An 18,730-nucleotide genomic window follows, 5' to 3' on the forward strand; every position below is an offset into this window, starting at 1 on the left:
CTTATGCAAGTAATCAAACGTAATGGAGAAATTGCTGAATTTGATCCAGATAAAATTTACCAAGCTGTCCTAAAAGCAGCTCAAACCGTTTATGTTTTGACAGATGATTTGCGTCAAAACCTTGCACAAGTTACTAAAAAAGTCGTTTTGGACTTGGAAGAAGCAAAAGTGGAACGTGCGACTATCAGCATGATCCAGTCAATGGTTGAGCATCGCTTACTTGGAGCTGGCTACATTACTATTGCAGAACACTATATCTCTTATCGCTTACAACGCGATTTGGAGAGAAGTGGTTATGGCGACCATATCGCTGTTCATCTTCATTTTGAACAAATCCGTTAAGAAAAAGAGTGGGATGCAAAGAACATCTCACTCTTTCTTAAATAGACTTTTCTGAGCCTTTTGTACGGTTGAGGGAACAAAACGAAGCCGTTTAATATCACTGATACGAATGATTCGAGTCACGTTTTTTGAAAAATTCTTGATGATAATTTGTTGGCGCTTGGCGTCGTGTTTGATAATATCACCCGTAAAACTTGTTTCTGCAAGTATCACATGAACAGCCGCCTTTTTCTGGATGGCTTGTTCAATTATAGCAGTGAGGGAGTTGTCCTCGATTTGAGGATGATCATCATTCCCATTGAAAAAACTATGTAGTTTATCTAGAACTAGTTGGAATGCCTGTCTCATAGAATCCTCCCTTCTTACATATCCACATTATATAAAATTTTCCTAAAAACTACAAGATTTTTCGAATAATCTAATGAAAACTTAAAAGGAGAACAAAATGGCAGAATTTACATTTGAAATCGAAGAACACTTACTGACCCTGTCTGAAAATGAAAAAGGATGGACCAAGGAAATCAACCGTGTCAGCTTTAATGGAGCCTCTGCAAAGTTTGACATTCGCGCTTGGAGTCCAGATCATACTAAAATGGGCAAGGGAATCACTCTTACAAATGAAGAATTTCAGGTAATGGTGGATGCCTTTAAAGGTGGACAATAAAAAGAATCTTGAGTGGAACTCAAGATTCTTTTTTTATGACACAATATAGTCACAGAGAGAAGTCTTAGCCAATTGAATAAAAGTCTCTCTAAATTCTTCAGGTGGTGTTGGATTATCTTTACGAATCCACACTTCAATGAATGAAATCGCCATGGTCGTAATGATATAGGCTATGTCCTCTTCACTAAAATTATATTTCAGCTGGTAGTTAACATTTTTTAGTACCCACTGAGAATATTTCTCACGTAGAGACTCCCTCCAACAAGTGGTGGCTTGAGAATTGTACAAGGTACCGACGACTTCTCGCTTTTCATAGATGAGAGGAAGAATGTGGTCTGCTAAGAAAGTGATGGGATCGCCATCTCTTTTAGGACAGTAGTTGTTAAAATTATTAAAGATCTGTTGATCGGTTTCCTTGTGGATATAATCGATAATATCTTCGAAGTTATTAAAGTGCTTTTGATAAATCGCTTGGCGGGAAATACCAGCTTCTGCAGCAATCTCAGTCATGGTAAAAGAAGTTCGCTGAGGGTTTCTCCTTGCAAGAGTGATAAAAGCACCTAAGATTAACTCTCTAGTTTTATTTGCCATAGCTTTACCTTCCTATCTATAAATATTAAAAATACTAGATTTAGTATTACCCAAGCTTTCCCTTTAGCGTAAATAAACTGAATAGATGATTATTTGAAAGCCTCTATAAGACTATTATATCATAGATTTATTATAAATAACAGATTGTTACAAGGAGCTATTATTTTTTAGAAATTCCTATTATGTCAGTATTTTCAGACAATTATTAGGATATTCGCCTTTTATATGGTGTCATGAAATAATATATCAAAAAAGTTGACATTGTGTAAATAAATAACAGGGTGAATTGCAAGATCTTAATAAAAATATTCAACGATATGTAGTATAATAGTCATGGATGATATTTTGCTATATTTCCATCTGACCAAGAGTAATGATACTCCTGCTAAAGATTGAATTGAATAAATATTTTAAATACTATAATAGTGTACTCATTTTTCAAAGCAAGTGTTACAAGTATGTTATCGTGTAACAAATCATGTGATTGAAAGGGGTGTTGCCTACTGGGAGAAGAAGATGCACTATTCAATCAATTTCAATCATTTAGAAAGGAAAGTCATGAAATTTAAGAAATTGTGGCTCTATATTTTAACGCCACTACTCGTTTTATTGGGTTCTGCTGCTTTGACAAATACAGTTCAAGCACAAGAACTTAAAAATGTCATTACCAAAGTAGGAATTTGGGAGACTGATAATGGTAAGTTTGTGACACCAGATGCTAAAGGAGTTTACAACCTATCACCACAAAATCAATCTTACGAAAACTATAAGTTTGCTGCTGATTTTGATTTGAGCGCTTATGATGGAAAACTGAAGGATGGTGATACCTTTACATTCACTATTCCAGCTCCATTATCTGTTCGTGCTGAAACCTTTGAACTCAAAGATAAAGAGACTGATACTGCTGTAGGTGATGCAACAGTTGTTTCTAATGGTGACAACCAAGGTGGTAAAGTTACCATTACTTTGAAAAACCTTGCTGAGTACCTTAAGAAAAAAGGTGGTACAGAAGTTCGTGGTGTTTCAGGTACCTTCTACGTAGCTTTCAGCTCTAAGAAAGAAACAGAAGAAGAATCAATTCAACTTGATAAGACAGAAACAAAAGATGATGTCAACTTCAAGATGAAGTTCAAAAAAGGTGGAGAACAGGACTATTCTAAGGGTATTGGTAAAACAAACATTAGTAAAGTTAATGGTACTATCAATAAAGAGAAATGGGAATCAGCCCTTCTTGGAAAATCAGGAGATTACATCCACAAGTGGAATCTTCGTGTAAACCCTAAACAAGCTGAGTACAACAAGATTGTAGTTCGAGACTGGGTTGATAAGGACTACTCACCAATGCAAATCATCCCTGAATCAATCGTGGTTACTGCTGGTTACTACAACAAACTCTATGCTTTAGTTGACGATGTAACTCTTGAAGCAGGTAAAGACTACGAAATCAAGTGGAATGATTCTTACACTGAGTTCACTATTACCTTTAATAATGCTAAAGCTATTCGTGCTACAAACGGTAAAGCAGCAGCATTCCGTATCGTCTATAACACAACAGCGCCAGCTGACGGAACAAAAGTTCAAAACAATGCTGAAATCACAGCTGATGACCAAGTTCTTCCAGTGAGCGACGATCGTACTGAGACTGTTACAAAAGTTATCGGTAACTCAACAGTTACATCAGGTGGTACTATCCAACTGAAAACTGGTTACCGTATCACACTGTATAAAGTAGATGAAAAATCACTTGACCGTCTTGCAGGAGCTAAATTCAAGATTACTCCTCCAGAAGGTGCAACTACAGCGCAAGAAGAAACAGTAACAACAGACGCTAGTGGTGTTGCCCAATCTAAAATCTACACTGATGAAGACGTTAAAAAGGGTGAATTCACCATCACTGAAGTTGAAGCTCCTAAAGGTTACCAATTGGATTCTACTCCAATCAAAGTAACTGTTGGTCAAGAAGGTGTTATCAAAACAGTCACAAACAAACGCAACAACACGAAAGCTCAAATCCAAGCAATTAAAAAATTGACTGGTCGTGCGATGAAAGCTGGTGAGTTTGAATTTGATTTGTTTGATGACAAGACAGATAAAGTTGTTGAAACTGTAACAAATGATGCAGATGGAAATATCAATTTTTCTGAATTGACATTTGACAAAGCTGGTACATACAACTATCACATCGTTGAGAAAAAAGCTAATAAAACAGAAAAAGGTGTTACTTATGATGCTAACCCTGTTGGCGTTACAGTCACTGTAACAGCAGACTCTGAAGGGAAATTGACTGCAGCTGTATCTTACGAAAGTGATGATAAGACTTTCGAAAACACTTACGCTGCTGAAAAAACTTCAGCTTCTCTTGAAGTGACTAAGAAGTTGACAGGTCGTGAGTTGAAAGCTGATGAATTTGAGTTTGTCTTGAAGAATGATGCAGATGGTTCAGAACTTCAAAAAGTGAAGAATACTGCTGACGGTAAAGTAACATTCGCTCCAATCGAATATACTAAAGCTGGTACATACAACTACACCATTGTTGAAACAAACGCTGGTAAGACTATTGACGGTGTGACTTACGATAATCTTGAAGTTAAAGTCACAGTAGAAGTTACAGATGACGGCGAAGGAAAACTTCATGCGAATGTGACTTACCCAGAGGACAAAGAATTCAACAACAGCTATGGAACTTCAAAAGCAAAAGCAGCTCTTGAAGTGACTAAGAAGTTGACTGGCCGTGAGTTGAGAGCTGATGAGTTTGAGTTCACCTTGACAGACCAAGATAGCAATGTGAAAGAAACCGTGAAGAATGACAAAGACGGAAACGTGAAGTTTTCAGCATTGGAATTCGACAAAGCAGGCACTTATACTTACAAGATTGCTGAAAAAGCGGGTACTGCTACAGGTATCCAGTACGATACTAAAACCATCACAGCTACAGTAACTGTAGCGGACAATGGTAAAGGTGTCCTTGAAGCAACTGTTGCTTACGACGATGAAAAAGCATTCGAGAACACTTACACTCCAGCCGGAGCTACAAGTGTAACTCTTGGAGCTAAGAAAGTTCTTGAAGGTAAAACACTTGAAGCTGGTAAATACAGCTTTGAATTGAAGAAAGAAGACGGTAGTGTTGTCGAAACAGTGACAAACGCTGCTGATGGAACGGTGACCTTCTCACCAATCTCATATGATGAGAGCCAAGTGGGAACTCACAAGTACACTATCTCAGAAGTTGTTGGATCTGAAGCAGGAATCACTTATGATAAGACAGTTCAAGAAGTTGAAGTAACGGTTGAAAAAGTAAGTGCGACTGAATTGAAAGCAACAGCTTCAAAAGAAGCAAAAGATCTTGTATTTACAAACAAATATACACCAGCCAAAACTCAAGTTTCTGTGAAGAAAGCATGGGATGATAAGGACAACCAAGACGGTAAACGTCCAACTTCTGTCACAGTTAAATTGCTTGCGGATGGTCAAGATACTGGTAAGACACTTGAGCTTAACGCCGCAAACAACTGGGCTGGAAGCTTCACAAACCTTGATGCTGATAAAGGTGGCACACCTATCCAGTACACAGTAGTAGAAGTAACTGTTCCTGGTTATACTTCTGAAGTTACTGGTGACGCTGCATCAGGATTCACTATCACAAATAGCTATTCACCAGAAACAGTTAATGTAAAAGCAACTAAGAACTGGGATGACGCGAACAACCAAGACGGCAAACGTCCAACTAAGATTACAATCAATCTTTTAGCAGACGGTCAGAAAGTCGCATCGAAAGAAGTTCAAGCAGCCGCAGACGGAACTTGGACTGCTACATTCGAAAAATTAGCAAAATATAAAGTTGGTAAAGAAATCAAATACACTGTAACAGAAGAAGCCGTAGCAGAATACGAATCAACTATTACAGACTTTACCATCACAAACAAATATGCACCAAAAGAAATCGACTACAAGGTAACAAAAGTATGGAACGACGCGAACGACCAAGACGGCAAACGTCCTAAGTCCGTAACCGTTCAACTTTTCAAATCTGTAGATGGATCTAAACCAGTAGCTGTTGAAGGTAAGAAATTAACCTTGACAGCTGATGATAAGACCGACGCTAACACTTGGGTAGCATCCTTCACAAATCTTCCACAATACGAAGCTGGTAAAGAAATCACTTACTCTATCGATGAAGTAGATGTACCAGCTGGCTATAAAGCCTCTGTAACTGGTCAAGTAGTGACTAACACTCATAATCCAGAAACAGTCGTTCTTTCAGGAACTAAGGTGTGGGATGATAACAACAACCAAGACGGCAAACGTACAGCATCTGTGAAAGTTCAAATTCTTAAAAACGATAAAGAAGTCGTTCAAGAAATTGAAGTTTCAGAAGCAACTGGTTGGAAGTTCGAATCAAAAGCACTTCCTAAGTATGAAAATGGTAAACTAATCGAGTACAAAGTCAAAGAAGTGGCTGTGAAAGAATATACCTCAACAGTTACTACGGACAAAGATGGTAAGTACACAGTTACCAATACACATGCTCCAGAGAAAATTACTGTTAAAGGTAAGAAAATCTGGAATGATGCTAATAACAAAGATGGTAAACGTCCAGAATTTATCACAGTGAGACTTCTTGCGGATGGTAACGAAACTGATAAGACAGTAAAAGTTACAAAAGCAACAGCTCTATCAGATAACGAGTGGGCTTATGAGTTTACAGGGCTTGATCGTTACAAAGAAAATGGTCAAGAAATCAAGTACACTGTTAAAGAAGTTGATGTTCCTAAAGATTACCAAGCTGAAGTAGATGGCATGAACGTTACAAATACACATACTCCAGAAAAACCAACACCAGGTGAACCAAATGAACCAGGAAAACCAGGACAAAAACCTCAACTTCCTAACACTGGTGAAAAAGCATCTAGCGCAGCAGTAGTTGCAGGACTTGCTTTGATGGCAGTGACTGGTGGATTGTACTTTGTAAGCCGTAAAAATAAATAATCTCTAAAAGAGAGTTGATTTTCAGTTAGTTCTTAGGAAGTAATTGGAAAGGAAATAGTCCAGAACACTTGTTCTGGACTATTTTTTATCTTGAAAAATAAGCGATGCTTTTCAATCGTTCCAGTAAGGGACGACCAATGAAACTAATGGCAATGATCTTACCTAGGTCAGGGAGGATAAAGGGAAGGACACCAACTGCAAGTGCCTTATCGAATGGCATCCCAGCAAGGAAGTGGAGGCTGAGAATACCTCCGACAAAGACGAGAGAATTGCCCAAGAGGTTGGCTAGGAAAATGCGAATGTAGCCACTATTTTGATGGATGAGATAGGATGTAAGTCCAGCATAGACAAGGTCGAACCAAAGATAGCCTGCGCTTGGACCAACTAAAACGTGAAATCCAGCTCCTCCCCCTGCAAAAACAGGTAAACCAATGGCACCTAGTAGGAGATAGAGAGCAACAGATAGGACCGCTTCTCTGGGTCTAAAAACAGTAGCAATCAGACCGATTGCAAAGTTTTGTAGGGTGAAGGGGACAGGACCGATAGGGAGACTGATTTGTGCCAAAACGGCGATGAGAGCCGCACCGATAGCAGGGATAGCGTAGATATGAGCTTTTTTCAAAACTGTTAACCTCTTTTCAAAATTATAGTAACTATTATACTAATTCAGAAGAAAAAGTCAACCTATTTTTTATAACGAGATAACAATTTTGTAACAGCCGATTTTACATGTAAAAAGAGACCTCTTCAGGTCTCTTGCGATAACTAGCGCATGGTCACAAATTCTTCAGAAGCAGTTGGGTGGATAGCTACTGTAGCGTCAAAGTCTGCCTTTGTCGCTCCCATCTTGATAGCGACTGCAAATCCTTGAATCATCTCATCTACTCCGTAACCAAGTCCGTGAAGTCCAACAACTTTTTCGTCAGCACCGGCGGTGATGAGTTTGAAGCGTGATTCCTGACGATGGTTTGTAACGGCAGAGTACATGGATGCAAAGCTTGACTTGTAGACTTTGATGTTATCTTGGCCGTATTCTTTGATAGCTTGATCTTCAGTCAATCCCACGGTTCCGATTGCTGGGTGGGAGAAGACAACAGTAGGGATAGTTGTGTAGTCCATCTTAGCACTTGTTTTCCCATTAAAGAGACGTTCAGATAGGGTACGTCCAGCCTTGATGGCTACTGGAGTTAGTTCCTTCTCACCAGTAACGTCTCCAAGGGCATAGATACCATCTACAACAGTATTTTGATACTCATCCACTTGGATAAACCCACGTTCATTGAGTGTAACTCCAGCCTTTTCTAACTCAAGACCGTCTACATTTGGACGGCGACCGGTAGCCCAGATAACTTGGCTGGCAGTGTGACTAGAACCATCTTCGAAATGAATGGTAATACCTTGCTCGGTTTCTTCGAGTTTGACAGGTACCTTATGTGTGTGTAAAGGTAGACCTGTTTTTTCCATTTCATTGACAAGTCCTTCAACGATGTAGCTGTCAAAAGTGCGCAAGGGACGATCGCGACGGACAAACAAATCGGTTTTTACTCCTAGTGCGTGGAGAACACCTGCTAATTCAACGGCGATATAACCAGCTCCAAGAATCGCAACGGATTCAGGAAGTTGCTCCCAAGCAAAGACATCGTCTGAGCTGCCACCGAGTTCAGCTCCAGGGATAGTTGGGATGCTTGGACGAGCCCCAGTTGCAATCACGATATGCTTAGCACGAATCAATTCACCATTAACGCTGACGGTGTGGGAATCAACAAAATGAGCACGACCTTCAATCAAATCAACACCGTTGCGCTTGAAACTTCCATCATAAGATGAGCGAGCACGATCGATGTAGGCTTCACGATTTTGACGAAGTTTTGCGAAATCAAATTGAACATCTGAGCTCGTAAACCCATAGTCAGGGCCGTAGTGGTGGAAGCTTTCAGCGATTTGCGCTCCATACCACATGATTTTCTTAGGAACACAGCCAACGTTGACACAAGTTCCACCTAATTTTTTCTCCTCGATAACAGCTGCTTTAGCACCGTGTTCGCCAGCTCGGTTCATAGTGGCAATGCCGCCACTCCCTCCTCCGATGGCGATGATATCATATTCTCTCATAGAAAACTCCTTATAGCTTTGATAGTCATATTCTATCGTTTTTACTTTTTGAATGCAAAAATCTGCTACGATAAAAAATTTATAAAAACGCTTGCCAAATTTCAAAAGATGGTGTACTATATAACTAGTACAATAACCCAAAAAACAAATACCGAACGAAATATTTCTCCTGAACTGTTATTGTTTCTCTCTGAACGATCATTGTTTGGGTCTAGTATTTCTGATATAATGGTTTTTGTAAGCTTAAAGTGAAAAGGAGATTAACTATGAAAAGAAATAAAAAGGCAAAAAAATGGCAATTATACACAGCGATTGCTGTTGCCAGTGCTATTGTTATCAGTGCTGCGGCGATTATGACTTTTAGACAACCTTCCCAGTCAGCAGTCAAGGATGAAACCTCTCATATCGTTACTGCTAAGGAAGGTTCCGTTGCTTCATCGGTTCTCTTGTCAGGTACGGTTACAGCAAAAAATGAACAATACGTTTATTTCGATGCTAGTAAGGGTGATTTAGATGAAATCCTCGTTTCAGTTGGGGACAAGGTCGAAGAAGGGCAAGCTTTAGTGAAATACAGTAGTTCAGATGCTCAAGCTGCCTATGATGCGGCCAATCGTGCAGTTGCAAAGGCAGACCGTCATATCGAGGAGTTAAACAAAGCTCGTGAAAATGCATCAGCTGCACCAGCTTCCCCACAGGTTCCAACAGAAGCTGGACTCCCAGAACAAGCACAAGCAACGACTTCTTCAGTATCTTCTATTGATTCTCAAATCAGTGATGCCAAGGATAACCGTGCAGATGCTGTGGCTCAGCTCAACAAGGCTCAGGCTCAGCTAGATGCTGCAACTGTCCTCAGTACACTAGAAGGGACTGTAGTTGAAGTTAATCGTAATGTTTCCAAATCGCCAACAGGCAATAGCCAAGTGGTAGTACATGTTGTAAGTAATGAAAACTTGCAGGTCAAAGGGGAGTTGTCTGAATACAACCTTGCTAATCTTTCTGTTGGGCAAGAAGTTACCTTTACTTCGAAGGTTTATCAAGATAAGAGCTGGACTGGTAAGATTAGCTATATCTCTGATTATCCTAAAAACAATGGAGAAGCAGCAAATGCAGCCCTTGGAGGAAATACTGGATCTAAGTACCCTTATACTGTTGATGTGACTAGCGATATCGGTGAGTTGAAACAAGGTTTCTCAGTCAGTGTTGAAGTCAAAAACAAAAGTAAAGCCATCCTTGTTCCTTTGACAAGTGTTGTTACCGAAAATGACAAAAACTATGTCTGGCTCGTTGACGACCAGAAAAAAGCGAAGAAGGTAGAAGTTACTTTGGGGAATGCGGATGCAGACAACCAAGAAATTACTTCAGGTTTGACAGACGGTGCCAAGGTCATCAGTAATCCAACATCTTCCTTGGAAGAAGGAAAAGAGGTGAAGGCTGATGAAGAAACTAATTAGTCTCAAAAATATTTGCAGGAGTTACCGAAATGGTGACCAAGAACTGCAGGTCCTTAAAAATATCAATCTAGAAGTTCAAGAAGGTGAGTTTGTCGCCATTATGGGACCGTCCGGTTCTGGTAAGTCCACTTTGATGAATACCATCGGAATGTTGGATACACCAACCAGTGGAGAGTACTACCTTGAAGGGCAAGAAGTTGCAGGCCTTGGAGAGAAACAACTGGCCAAGGTCCGCAATCAGCAAATCGGCTTTGTCTTTCAGCAGTTCTTTCTCTTGTCTAAGCTCAATGCACTTCAAAACGTCGAATTGCCCTTGATTTACGCTGGAGTTTCAGCTTCAAAACGTCGAAAATTGGCTGAGGAATTTCTGGAAAAGGTTGAGCTAACGGAGCGCAGTCAGCATTTGCCTTCCGAGTTATCAGGTGGTCAAAAGCAACGTGTAGCGATTGCCCGTGCCTTGGTAAATAATCCCTCTATCATCCTAGCAGACGAACCCACAGGAGCCTTGGATACCAAGACAGGAAATCAAATCATGCAACTGTTGGTGGAGTTAAACAAGGAAGGGAAGACCATTATCATGGTCACGCATGAGCCTGAAATTGCTGCCTATGCCAAACGTCAGATTGTCATTCGTGATGGGGTCATCTCATCAGACAGTGCCCCAGTAGAAAAGGAGGAAAACTAGATGCAGAATCTGAAATTTGCCTTTTCATCCATCATGGCCCACAAGATGCGTTCCTTCCTCACCATGATTGGGATTATCATCGGAGTTTCGTCTGTCGTTGTCATCATGGCTCTGGGAGACTCCATGTCTCGTCAGGTCAATAAAAACATGACCAAATCACAGAAGGATATCCATGTCTTTTTCTCTCCTATCAAAAGCAAGGACGGCTCCTTTACGCAGAAACAATCCGCTTTGACAGTCAGCGGGAAAGAAGAGGATGTTCATGTTGAACCACCAAAACCACTGGAGTCTTGGGTCAAGGAGGCTGCTAAACTCAAAGGAGTAGACAGTTACTATGTCACTAACTCGGCCAACGTTACCCTATCTTATAAGGATAAGAAGGTTGAACGAGCGACTCTGACAGGCGGAAATAGCACCTACATGAACGCAGTTGAAAATGAAATCGTTGCGGGTAGAAGTCTAAGACCGCAAGACTACAAGGAATTTGCCAGTGTGATTTTGTTGGATGAAGAACTAGCCAAGAGTTTGTTTGATAGTCCAGAAGCTGCGATTAATCAAATCATCTCTGTCAATGAATTTAGTTACCGTGTGATCGGCGTTTATACTAGCAATGAAGCTAAAACTGCTAAAGCCTTTGGGATTGGAGGTCTTCCAATTACGACCAATATCTCTCTCGCAGCTAATTTTAATACTGATGAAATCTCGAACATCGTCTTTCGTGTCAATGATACTAGTCTAACGCAGACCTTGGGTCCAGAGTTGGCTCGAAAACTGACTGAGATTGCAGGTCTTCAGCAAGGGGAGTACCAAGTTGCGGACGCAACTGCTGCCTTCCAAGAGGTACAACAACTATTTGGTTTTATGACAACCATTATCAGTGCCATCGCAGGAATCTCTCTCTTTGTTGGAGGAACTGGTGTCATGAATATCATGCTGGTTTCGGTGACAGAACGTACGCGTGAGATTGGTCTGCGGAAAGCTCTCGGCGCTACACGGGCTAATATCCTAGTTCAGTTTTTGATTGAATCCATGATCTTGACCTTGCTAGGTGGTGTCATCGGTCTTGGGATTGCTGCTGGAATGACCATGTTAGCGGGTATCTTGTTGCAAAATATGATTGCAGGTATCGAAGTTGGGGTTTCCTTCCCAATTGCTCTCTTTAGTTTGGCTGTGTCAGCCAGCGTTGGTATGATCTTCGGAGTCTTGCCGGCCAATAAAGCCTCTAAGCTTGATCCGATTGAAGCCCTTCGTTATGAATAAGATATAGAGCAGAAAAAACAAGATGGACATTTGTCTGTCTTGTTTTTGTATGGATTTTCCTATCGAAAATCACTAAAAATATGATATAATGAAGTGTTAGAAAAACAGGTTTCATTTGCCTGGAAAGGAAATATTATGTCTGAAAAGAATTTTTATATTACAACACCGATTTACTATCCATCTGGTAAACTTCATATCGGTTCTGCTTACACAACCATCGCTTGTGATGTCCTAGCTCGTTACAAACGCCTTATGGGCTACGATGTCTTTTATCTGACAGGTTTAGATGAGCATGGTCAAAAGATTCAACAAAAAGCGGAAGAAGCTGGTATCACACCTCAAGCTTATGTTGATGGGATGGCAGTTGGAGTCAAAGAACTCTGGCAATTACTAGATATCTCATACGATAAATTCATCCGTACGACGGATGACTACCATGAAAAAGTAGTGGCGCAAGTCTTTGAACGCTTACTTGCTCAAGATGACATCTACCTAGGTGAATATTCTGGTTGGTATTCAGTATCAGATGAAGAATTCTTTACAGAAAGCCAGCTTGCAGAAGTTTTCCGTGATGAAGCTGGAAATGTGACGGGCGGTATCGCTCCATCAGGACATGAAGTGGAATGGGTTTCAGAAGAGTCTTATTTCCTTCGCCTCAGCAAATACCAAGACCGTTTGGTTGAATTTTTCAAATCGCACCCTGATTTCATCACTCCAGATGGTCGTCTTAATGAAATGTTGCGTAACTTTATTGAGCCAGGTTTGGAAGACTTAGCGGTTTCTCGTACAACCTTTACCTGGGGAGTGCCAGTACCATCTAATCCAAAACACGTTGTCTATGTTTGGATCGATGCCCTCCTTAACTATGCGACTGCTCTTGGTTATGGTCAAGACGATCATACTAACTACGACAAGTTCTGGAACGGAACAGTCTTCCACATGGTCGGAAAAGATATTCTCCGTTTCCACTCCATCTACTGGCCAATCTTGCTCATGATGCTCGATATCAAGTTGCCAGAACGTTTGATTGCCCACGGTTGGTTTGTCATGAAAGACGGCAAGATGTCTAAGTCTAAAGGGAATGTCGTTTACCCTGAAATGCTAGTAGAACGTTATGGACTGGATCCACTTCGTTACTACCTTATGCGTAGCCTCCCAGTCGGTTCAGACGGAACCTTTACTCCTGAGGACTACGTCGGCCGTATCAACTATGAATTGGCCAATGACCTTGGAAATCTCCTCAACCGAACAGTTTCCATGATTAATAAGTATTTTGATGGAAAAGTTCCAGCCTATGTAGAGGGTGTAACAGAGTTTGATAATGCTCTTGCTGAGGTTGCAGAACAATCAATCGCAGACTACCATACACACATGGAAGCAGTTGACTATCCACGTGCTTTAGAAGCAGTCTGGACTCTTATCTCTCGTACCAACAAATACATCGATGAGACAGCCCCATGGGTCTTGGCTAAGGATGAAGCTCTTCGTGACCAATTGGCAAGTGTCATAAGCCACTTGGCAGCCAGCCTTCGTGTCGTAGCTCACTTGATTGAACCATTTATGATGGAAACTAGTCGTGCAGTCTTGACTCAACTTGGTCTAGCAGAAGTTTCTAGCCTTGAGAACTTGAGCTTGGCTGATTTCCCTGCAGGTGTGACTGTAGTTGCCAAAGGAACTCCAATCTTCCCACGTCTCGATATGGAAGAAGAAATCGCCTATATCAAGGAACAAATGGAAGGCAACAAACCTGTGGTTGAAAAAGAATGGAATCCAGATGAAGTCGAACTCAAACTAAACAGGGAAGAAATCAAGTTTGAAGACTTCGATAAGGTCGAAATCCGTGTCGCAGAAGTCAAAGAAGTTTCTAAAGTGGAAGGTTCTGATAAGTTGCTCCAATTCCGCCTAGATGCTGGTGATGGCGAAGACCGTCAAATCCTCTCAGGAATAGCTAAATACTATCCAAACGAACAAGAATTGGTCGGCAAGAAAGTCCAAATCGTTGCCAACCTCAAACCTCGTAAGATGATGAAAAAATATGTCAGCCAAGGGATGATTCTCTCAGCTGAATATGATGGCAAACTAACCCTTCTCACAGTTGATCCAGCTGTACCAAACGGAAGTATGATTGGGTAATAGCAAAAAACCAACGTTATACACGTTGGTTTTTCTTGTTATATGCGAGATTATCTAAGAAGTGGTCCATCTCCTTTTGAGACCTGAGGAGAATTACTTTCTCTGGATAGGTTTCTTGAATCCCCTTGTAGCGTTCCTTAGCGGATTTGCTCCGCCCATCCCAGAGAATCCATCGGATAAAGTCCCAGTCAAAGCGTTCGGGGCAACCTGCAGCCATGCTTTCTCGGACCTTGCCTCGGTATGTGAGATACCGTTTAAGGGCTCGAAAGAGACAAGTCCATGGTGAAAAATTGAGAAAGATGATTTGGTCAGCTTGCTCCATCCTTTCCTCATAGCAGCACCAAGAGTAGTTTCCATCGATGACCCAGTCTGAGTGAGTGGTTAGGAATTTTTTCATCTCAGATTTCATCCAATCACGATCACTGTCTTGCCAATTTGGTTGAAATTGGAGGGTGTCCATATGCAGTTTGGGAATTGAGTAGAACTGGGATAACTTTTGTGCCAGGGTTGATTTCCCAGCACCAGAATAGCCGATAATTGAGATTTTCATTTTCTACCTTTTCGTAATGGAGGACAAAAAAACAGCCTCGGTGGACTGTTTCTTATTTAGCAAGTTTAGCTGAAAGACGAGCTTTATCGCGGCTTGCTTTGTTTTTATGAATCAAACCTTTAGTTTCTGCTTTGTCGATAGCTGAGCTAGCAGCACGGAAAAGTTCTTCAGAAGGGTCTGCTTCGAAAGCTTTGATAGCAGTACGCATAGCTGATTTTTGAGCTGAGTTTTTTTCGTTTTGTTTAACGTTCAATTCAGCGCGTTTGATAGCTGATTTAATGTTTGCCAATGTTCTTACCTCCATATTTACTAACTATACCATTATATATGAAAACTTAGGTTTTGACAAGGGGAAATTATTTTTTTAGATAAATTTCATCGATTTCATGGTTTTTAGTCTTGTGGAGAATGACCTCAGCGCGATTCCTTGTTGGTTCGATATAGTTTTGTAGATTTGTGAGATTAATACTGGTCCAAACCTGATGTGCAAAGGTTTCAACTTCTCCAATCGGCATTTGCGTAAAGCGGTGGTAGTAGCTGTTGGGATCATTTTGGGCAAAGCTGAGTAGTTTTAAGAAACGATCCAGATACCAGCTTTCAATATCCTCGACAGCAGCATCCACATAGATGGAGAAATCAAAGAAATCAGTGATGTAAAGACGCTCATTTTGAGGGTTTTGAAAGACATTGATGCCTTCAACAATAACAAAATCCGCAGCTTTGACACGTTGTTTCTCTCCAGGAACGATGTCATACACTTCATGAGAATAGACGGGGATATCGACATCTTGCCCATTCTTTAGGCGATCAAGAAAATTCAGCAAGGTTTCCATATCATAACTTTCAGGAAAACCTTTGCGATTTAATATATCTTGATCCATCAAGGTTTGATTGGGATAGAGAAAACCGTCAGTTGTCACCAATTCTACAGTAGCATCCGTTACAGTACGTGATAGAAGAATCTGAAGTAAGCGACTAGTGGTTGATTTCCCCACAGCAACACTACCAGAAACCCCAATGATAAAAGGCTGTGATTTGCTTTCACGTTGGAGGAAAATTCCTTTTGAAAATGCCAAATCATCCTTGGTGCGCTTGTAAATATGGATAAGATGGACAAGGGGAAGATAGACATCCGTTACGTCCTGCAGACTAATCTGGTCATTGAAACTCTTGATGGATTCTAACTCTTCCTCTGTCAAGGGAGGGGTTGTTTTGCGATGCAATGATTGCCAAGTATGGCGGCTGATTTTCTCAAAATGTAAAAATTCGTTGGTCATTTGTTTTCCCCTAGATATTTTGTTTATCATACCATAAAAAGCTAAAAAAATAAAGCGGTTTCTTGATGGTAGTAAGTCAATATCGTATAATAGAGATGGAGGTTGAATAGTTTGATGATGAGATAGGGAATGGTTTCTGAAGACTTATCAGTTATTGAAAGTGGGCTTTTTGGTTCACAACTTATAGGAGGTATACAATGAAAATCTTGAGATGTTACATATTGGAACTCTGTTTTATTTTAAGTTTTACACTACCTTTTATAAGGGGAGCGAATGCGGATAATGGTAGACGCTTTGTAGAAACCTATCACGGTTTTACCTTCTTAATGGACCATCTCCTTGTAACAGTTATCTTTATCTGTTCACTGTTGATTGCTTGGTTAGTAAAAAAGCAGTGGACAAAATGGCTTGCTGCTGGTAGTTATCTATTTTTGATTTTGTGGATTGCTACAGAAGGATATCTATTCCGTGTGTCACTAGAAGATTTGATACGACTTTGGACAAGTTTGGAAATTCTGACACAAACTTATCAGTTGGGCTTTTATCTAAACATCTTATTGGGAATCCTGTTGATAATAAAGCATTTTAAGGTTAAGAAATAGCAATAAAAATGCGCCTGATTGCAGACGATCTGTTTTTTCCTGACTATGATAATTTGTAGTTCCCGATCGATTGTAATGTATTTCTAATAATTGAAAGAGATTGAAGAAAAGGTCTTCTTGACTAGTTTTTTCAGTCTTTTTCATTTTATCATCACTTTGTAAACGATTTACAATTCAAGCCAAATTATGGTAAAATAGTTTTATGAGTAAAATGTATTATGCAGAAAATCCTGATGCTGCTCACGACATTCATGAGTTGAGAGTGGAGTTGTTGGGAGAAAACATGACCTTTTTGACGGATGCGGGTGTTTTTAGCAAGAAAATGGTTGACTTTGGGAGTCAGCTTTTATTGAAGTGTCTAGAGGTTAACAAAGGAGAAACGGTCCTTGATGTGGGTTGTGGATATGGGCCTTTGGGCTTGTCCTTGGTCAAGGCTTATGGAGCTCAGGCGACCATGGTTGATATCAATAATCGTGCACTGGACTTAGCACGACAAAATGCTGAACGAAATAAAGTAGAAGCAACGATTTTCCAATCCAATATCTATGAACAAGTTGAAGGGAAATTTGACCATGTTATTTCTAATCCGCCTATTCGAGCGGGTAAACAAGTTGTTCATGAGATTATCAAAAAGAGCAGAGATTTCTTGAAAGATGGAGGTGATTTAACCATTGTCATTCAGAAAAAGCAAGGAGCTCCAAGTGCAAAAAATAAGATGGAAGATGTTTTTGGAAATTGTGAAATAGTAAAGAAAGACAAGGGATATTATATCCTTAGAAGTGTGAAATCATGAGAGCAGTTGATTTAATCCAAAAAAAACGAGACGGCAAAGAATTGACTTCAAGTGAAATTGAATGGTTAGTAGAAGGCTATGTGGATGGAACAGTTCCAGACTATCAAATGTCTGCCTTTGCTATGGCGGTTTATTTTAAAGGAATGACGACACGTGAGATTTCTGATTTGACGATGAAGATGGTCAAGACAGGCCAAGAGTTTGATTTATCAGCAATTAATGGGATTAAGGTTGACAAGCATTCTACGGGTGGTGTTGGTGATAAGGTAACCTTGATTTTAGCTCCCCTTGTTGCTAGCTTTGGTGTGCCTGTAGCAAAAATGAGTGGTCGTGGACTAGGCCATACTGGCGGAACCCTAGATAAGTTAGAAGCGATCAAGGGCTTTCAAGTGGAACGTAGTCAAGAAGATTTCATCAAACAGGTGCAGGAAATAGGTGTATCTGTCATTGGGCAGTCAGATCAGCTGGTTAAAGCAGATAAACTTCTCTATGCCCTCCGTGATGTGACGGCGACTGTCGACACTATTCCTTTGATTGCTAGTTCTGTCATGAGCAAGAAAATTGCTGCTGGGGCGGATGCCATTTTGCTAGACGTGACTGTTGGTGAGGGTGCCTTCATGAAGACGGTTGATGAGGCGCGGGAATTGGCTCAAACCATGGTGGATCTTGGTAAGGCCGTTGGTCGAAAGACAGTAGCAGTCATTACCGATATGAGTCAACCCTTGGGACGAGCCATTGGCAATCGTCTCGAAATCCTTGAGGCAATCGAGATTCTCCAAGGAAAAGGCCGAGAAGATATTAGTCACTTTATCTGCGAGCTAGCTCAGATTATGCTTGGCTTAGCTGATGTTAAAAAAACGATCAAGGAAATTCGTCAACACCTGGAAAATGGCCAAGCACTGGCTAAGTTTGAAGAAATGGTAGCAGCACAAGGCGGTGATTTAGAAGATCTTTATCGCCCAGTCAAGGTTGCTCATGTGGTGGAAATTCCAGCTCAAGATACAGGTGTTATTTCAGCCCTTCCAGCGATGGAATTTGGGCTATATGCCATGAGACTAGGAGCTGGTCGTGCAGTCAAGTCTGATGACTTGGACTATGAAACAGGGATTGTTTTTGAAAAGAAAGTTGGAGACTCCGTTCAAAAGGGAGAAATTGTCGCAAAAGTTTATACAAATGGAAAAATTTTCCCTCAACTAGTTACAGAATTCCAAAAATATGTTAAAATAAATGATAGTGTGAAACGTTTGCAGGAAATAATTGAAATCATCTCATGAAAAAGAGAGG

At 40.6% G+C, this 18,730-nt stretch carries 17 protein-coding genes; 10 read left to right on the forward strand and 7 right to left on the reverse strand.

The genetic code is table 11. The features are described 5' to 3' along the window. Window positions 1-3: 3 nt before the first annotated feature. On the forward strand, window positions 4-342 hold the full coding sequence (locus ACIY14_RS00465) for an ATP cone domain-containing protein (protein WP_001196045.1): 339 nt from the start codon (window positions 4-6) through the stop codon (window positions 340-342). A 27-nt stretch (window positions 343-369) separates the two neighbouring features. Here ACIY14_RS00465 and ACIY14_RS00470 read toward each other — a convergent pair whose 3' ends face one another. Next, window positions 370-690, reverse strand: a complete 321-nt coding sequence (locus tag ACIY14_RS00470; RefSeq protein ID WP_409001144.1) for a hypothetical protein — start codon at window positions 688-690, stop codon at window positions 370-372. Window positions 691-787: 97 nt separating this feature from the next. Here ACIY14_RS00470 and ACIY14_RS00475 point away from each other — a divergent pair, with 97 nt between their 5' ends. Continuing rightward, window positions 788-1,006: a YdbC family protein gene (locus ACIY14_RS00475; RefSeq protein ID WP_409001145.1), complete on the forward strand. Its 219-nt coding sequence runs from the start codon at window positions 788-790 to the stop codon at window positions 1,004-1,006. Between the two features lie 33 nt (window positions 1,007-1,039). On the opposite strand, the gene ACIY14_RS00480 is transcribed toward ACIY14_RS00475, so the two are convergent. After that, window positions 1,040-1,597, reverse strand: coding sequence for a TetR/AcrR family transcriptional regulator (locus tag ACIY14_RS00480; RefSeq protein WP_409001146.1), 558 nt, complete (start codon window positions 1,595-1,597; stop codon window positions 1,040-1,042). 558 nt (window positions 1,598-2,155) lie between these two features. On the opposite strand from ACIY14_RS00480, the gene ACIY14_RS00485 reads away from it, so the two are divergent. Continuing rightward, window positions 2,156-6,583 carry a Cna B-type domain-containing protein gene (locus tag ACIY14_RS00485; protein ID WP_409001147.1) on the forward strand — a complete coding sequence of 1,476 codons (4,428 nt, stop codon included), beginning with the start codon at window positions 2,156-2,158 and terminating at the stop codon, window positions 6,581-6,583. A gap of 85 nt (window positions 6,584-6,668) precedes the next feature. On the opposite strand, the gene ACIY14_RS00490 is transcribed toward ACIY14_RS00485, so the two are convergent. After that, window positions 6,669-7,205, reverse strand: coding sequence for a biotin transporter BioY (locus ACIY14_RS00490; RefSeq protein ID WP_409001148.1), 537 nt, complete (start codon window positions 7,203-7,205; stop codon window positions 6,669-6,671). Window positions 7,206-7,348: 143 nt separating this feature from the next. Beyond that, a complete protein-coding gene (gor, locus tag ACIY14_RS00495) occupies window positions 7,349-8,695 on the reverse strand; it encodes a glutathione-disulfide reductase (RefSeq protein WP_409001149.1) in 1,347 nt (448 codons plus the stop codon). Between the two features lie 266 nt (window positions 8,696-8,961). On the opposite strand from gor, the gene ACIY14_RS00500 reads away from it, so the two are divergent. From ACIY14_RS00500 to metG, 4 genes are all read left to right on the forward strand, one after another. Further along, window positions 8,962-10,146, forward strand: coding sequence for an efflux RND transporter periplasmic adaptor subunit (locus tag ACIY14_RS00500; protein WP_409001150.1), 1,185 nt, complete (start codon window positions 8,962-8,964; stop codon window positions 10,144-10,146). After that, the gene (locus ACIY14_RS00505; RefSeq protein WP_409001151.1) at window positions 10,130-10,831 is read left to right on the forward strand and encodes an ABC transporter ATP-binding protein; all 702 of its coding nucleotides are present in this window, start codon (window positions 10,130-10,132) and stop codon (window positions 10,829-10,831) included. The genes ACIY14_RS00500 and ACIY14_RS00505 overlap by 17 nt, the downstream gene beginning before the upstream one ends. Then, the gene (locus ACIY14_RS00510; RefSeq protein ID WP_409001152.1) at window positions 10,832-12,091 is read left to right on the forward strand and encodes an ABC transporter permease; all 1,260 of its coding nucleotides are present in this window, start codon (window positions 10,832-10,834) and stop codon (window positions 12,089-12,091) included. A 135-nt stretch (window positions 12,092-12,226) separates the two neighbouring features. Beyond that, window positions 12,227-14,224 carry a methionine--tRNA ligase gene (metG, locus tag ACIY14_RS00515; RefSeq protein ID WP_409001153.1) on the forward strand — a complete coding sequence of 666 codons (1,998 nt, stop codon included), beginning with the start codon at window positions 12,227-12,229 and terminating at the stop codon, window positions 14,222-14,224. A gap of 16 nt (window positions 14,225-14,240) precedes the next feature. Here metG and ACIY14_RS00520 read toward each other — a convergent pair whose 3' ends face one another. The 3 genes from ACIY14_RS00520 to coaA form a co-directional block, all read right to left on the reverse strand. After that, window positions 14,241-14,774 carry a DNA topology modulation protein gene (locus ACIY14_RS00520; protein ID WP_409001154.1) on the reverse strand — a complete coding sequence of 178 codons (534 nt, stop codon included), beginning with the start codon at window positions 14,772-14,774 and terminating at the stop codon, window positions 14,241-14,243. 52 nt (window positions 14,775-14,826) lie between these two features. Then, window positions 14,827-15,063 (reverse strand): 30S ribosomal protein S20, encoded by a 237-nt coding sequence (gene rpsT / locus ACIY14_RS00525; RefSeq protein ID WP_409001155.1) that lies wholly within the window; start codon window positions 15,061-15,063, stop codon window positions 14,827-14,829. 67 nt (window positions 15,064-15,130) lie between these two features. After that, a complete protein-coding gene (coaA, locus tag ACIY14_RS00530) occupies window positions 15,131-16,051 on the reverse strand; it encodes a type I pantothenate kinase (protein WP_409001156.1) in 921 nt (306 codons plus the stop codon). A 197-nt stretch (window positions 16,052-16,248) separates the two neighbouring features. On the opposite strand from coaA, the gene ACIY14_RS00535 reads away from it, so the two are divergent. From ACIY14_RS00535 to ACIY14_RS00545, 3 genes are all read left to right on the forward strand, one after another. Further along, on the forward strand, window positions 16,249-16,653 hold the full coding sequence (locus tag ACIY14_RS00535; protein WP_409001157.1) for a hypothetical protein: 405 nt from the start codon (window positions 16,249-16,251) through the stop codon (window positions 16,651-16,653). A gap of 202 nt (window positions 16,654-16,855) precedes the next feature. After that, complete coding sequence (locus tag ACIY14_RS00540) at window positions 16,856-17,446, forward strand: class I SAM-dependent methyltransferase (RefSeq protein ID WP_409001158.1); 591 nt, start codon at window positions 16,856-16,858, stop codon at window positions 17,444-17,446. Next, window positions 17,443-18,720: a pyrimidine-nucleoside phosphorylase gene (locus ACIY14_RS00545; RefSeq protein ID WP_409001159.1), complete on the forward strand. Its 1,278-nt coding sequence runs from the start codon at window positions 17,443-17,445 to the stop codon at window positions 18,718-18,720. The genes ACIY14_RS00540 and ACIY14_RS00545 overlap by 4 nt, the downstream gene beginning before the upstream one ends. Window positions 18,721-18,730: the final 10 nt, after the last annotated feature.

Origin of the sequence: Streptococcus sp. ST16, assembly GCF_046098135.1 — a bacterium.
Classification (GTDB): Bacteria; Bacillota; Bacilli; order Lactobacillales; family Streptococcaceae; genus Streptococcus.

Bases quoted from the DNA above. Each gene is read 5' to 3' on its own strand.
- ACIY14_RS00500 (WP_409001150.1), top strand. From the start codon at position 8,962: ATGAAAAGAAATAAAAAGGCAAAAAAATGGCAATTATACACAGCGATT.
- metG (WP_409001153.1), top strand. From the start codon at position 12,227: ATGTCTGAAAAGAATTTTTATATTACAACACCGATTTACTATCCATCT.
- coaA (WP_409001156.1), bottom strand. From the start codon at position 16,051: ATGACCAACGAATTTTTACATTTTGAGAAAATCAGCCGCCATACTTGG.
- ACIY14_RS00535 (WP_409001157.1), top strand. From the start codon at position 16,249: ATGAAAATCTTGAGATGTTACATATTGGAACTCTGTTTTATTTTAAGT.
- ACIY14_RS00475 (WP_409001145.1), top strand. From the start codon at position 788: ATGGCAGAATTTACATTTGAAATCGAAGAACACTTACTGACCCTGTCT.
- ACIY14_RS00540 (WP_409001158.1), top strand. From the start codon at position 16,856: ATGAGTAAAATGTATTATGCAGAAAATCCTGATGCTGCTCACGACATT.
- ACIY14_RS00485 (WP_409001147.1), top strand. From the start codon at position 2,156: ATGAAATTTAAGAAATTGTGGCTCTATATTTTAACGCCACTACTCGTT.
- ACIY14_RS00480 (WP_409001146.1), bottom strand. From the start codon at position 1,597: ATGGCAAATAAAACTAGAGAGTTAATCTTAGGTGCTTTTATCACTCTT.
- ACIY14_RS00510 (WP_409001152.1), top strand. From the start codon at position 10,832: ATGCAGAATCTGAAATTTGCCTTTTCATCCATCATGGCCCACAAGATG.
- ACIY14_RS00520 (WP_409001154.1), bottom strand. From the start codon at position 14,774: ATGAAAATCTCAATTATCGGCTATTCTGGTGCTGGGAAATCAACCCTG.
- ACIY14_RS00470 (WP_409001144.1), bottom strand. From the start codon at position 690: ATGAGACAGGCATTCCAACTAGTTCTAGATAAACTACATAGTTTTTTC.
- ACIY14_RS00465 (WP_001196045.1), top strand. From the start codon at position 4: ATGCAAGTAATCAAACGTAATGGAGAAATTGCTGAATTTGATCCAGAT.
- ACIY14_RS00505 (WP_409001151.1), top strand. From the start codon at position 10,130: ATGAAGAAACTAATTAGTCTCAAAAATATTTGCAGGAGTTACCGAAAT.
- ACIY14_RS00545 (WP_409001159.1), top strand. From the start codon at position 17,443: ATGAGAGCAGTTGATTTAATCCAAAAAAAACGAGACGGCAAAGAATTG.
- gor (WP_409001149.1), bottom strand. From the start codon at position 8,695: ATGAGAGAATATGATATCATCGCCATCGGAGGAGGGAGTGGCGGCATT.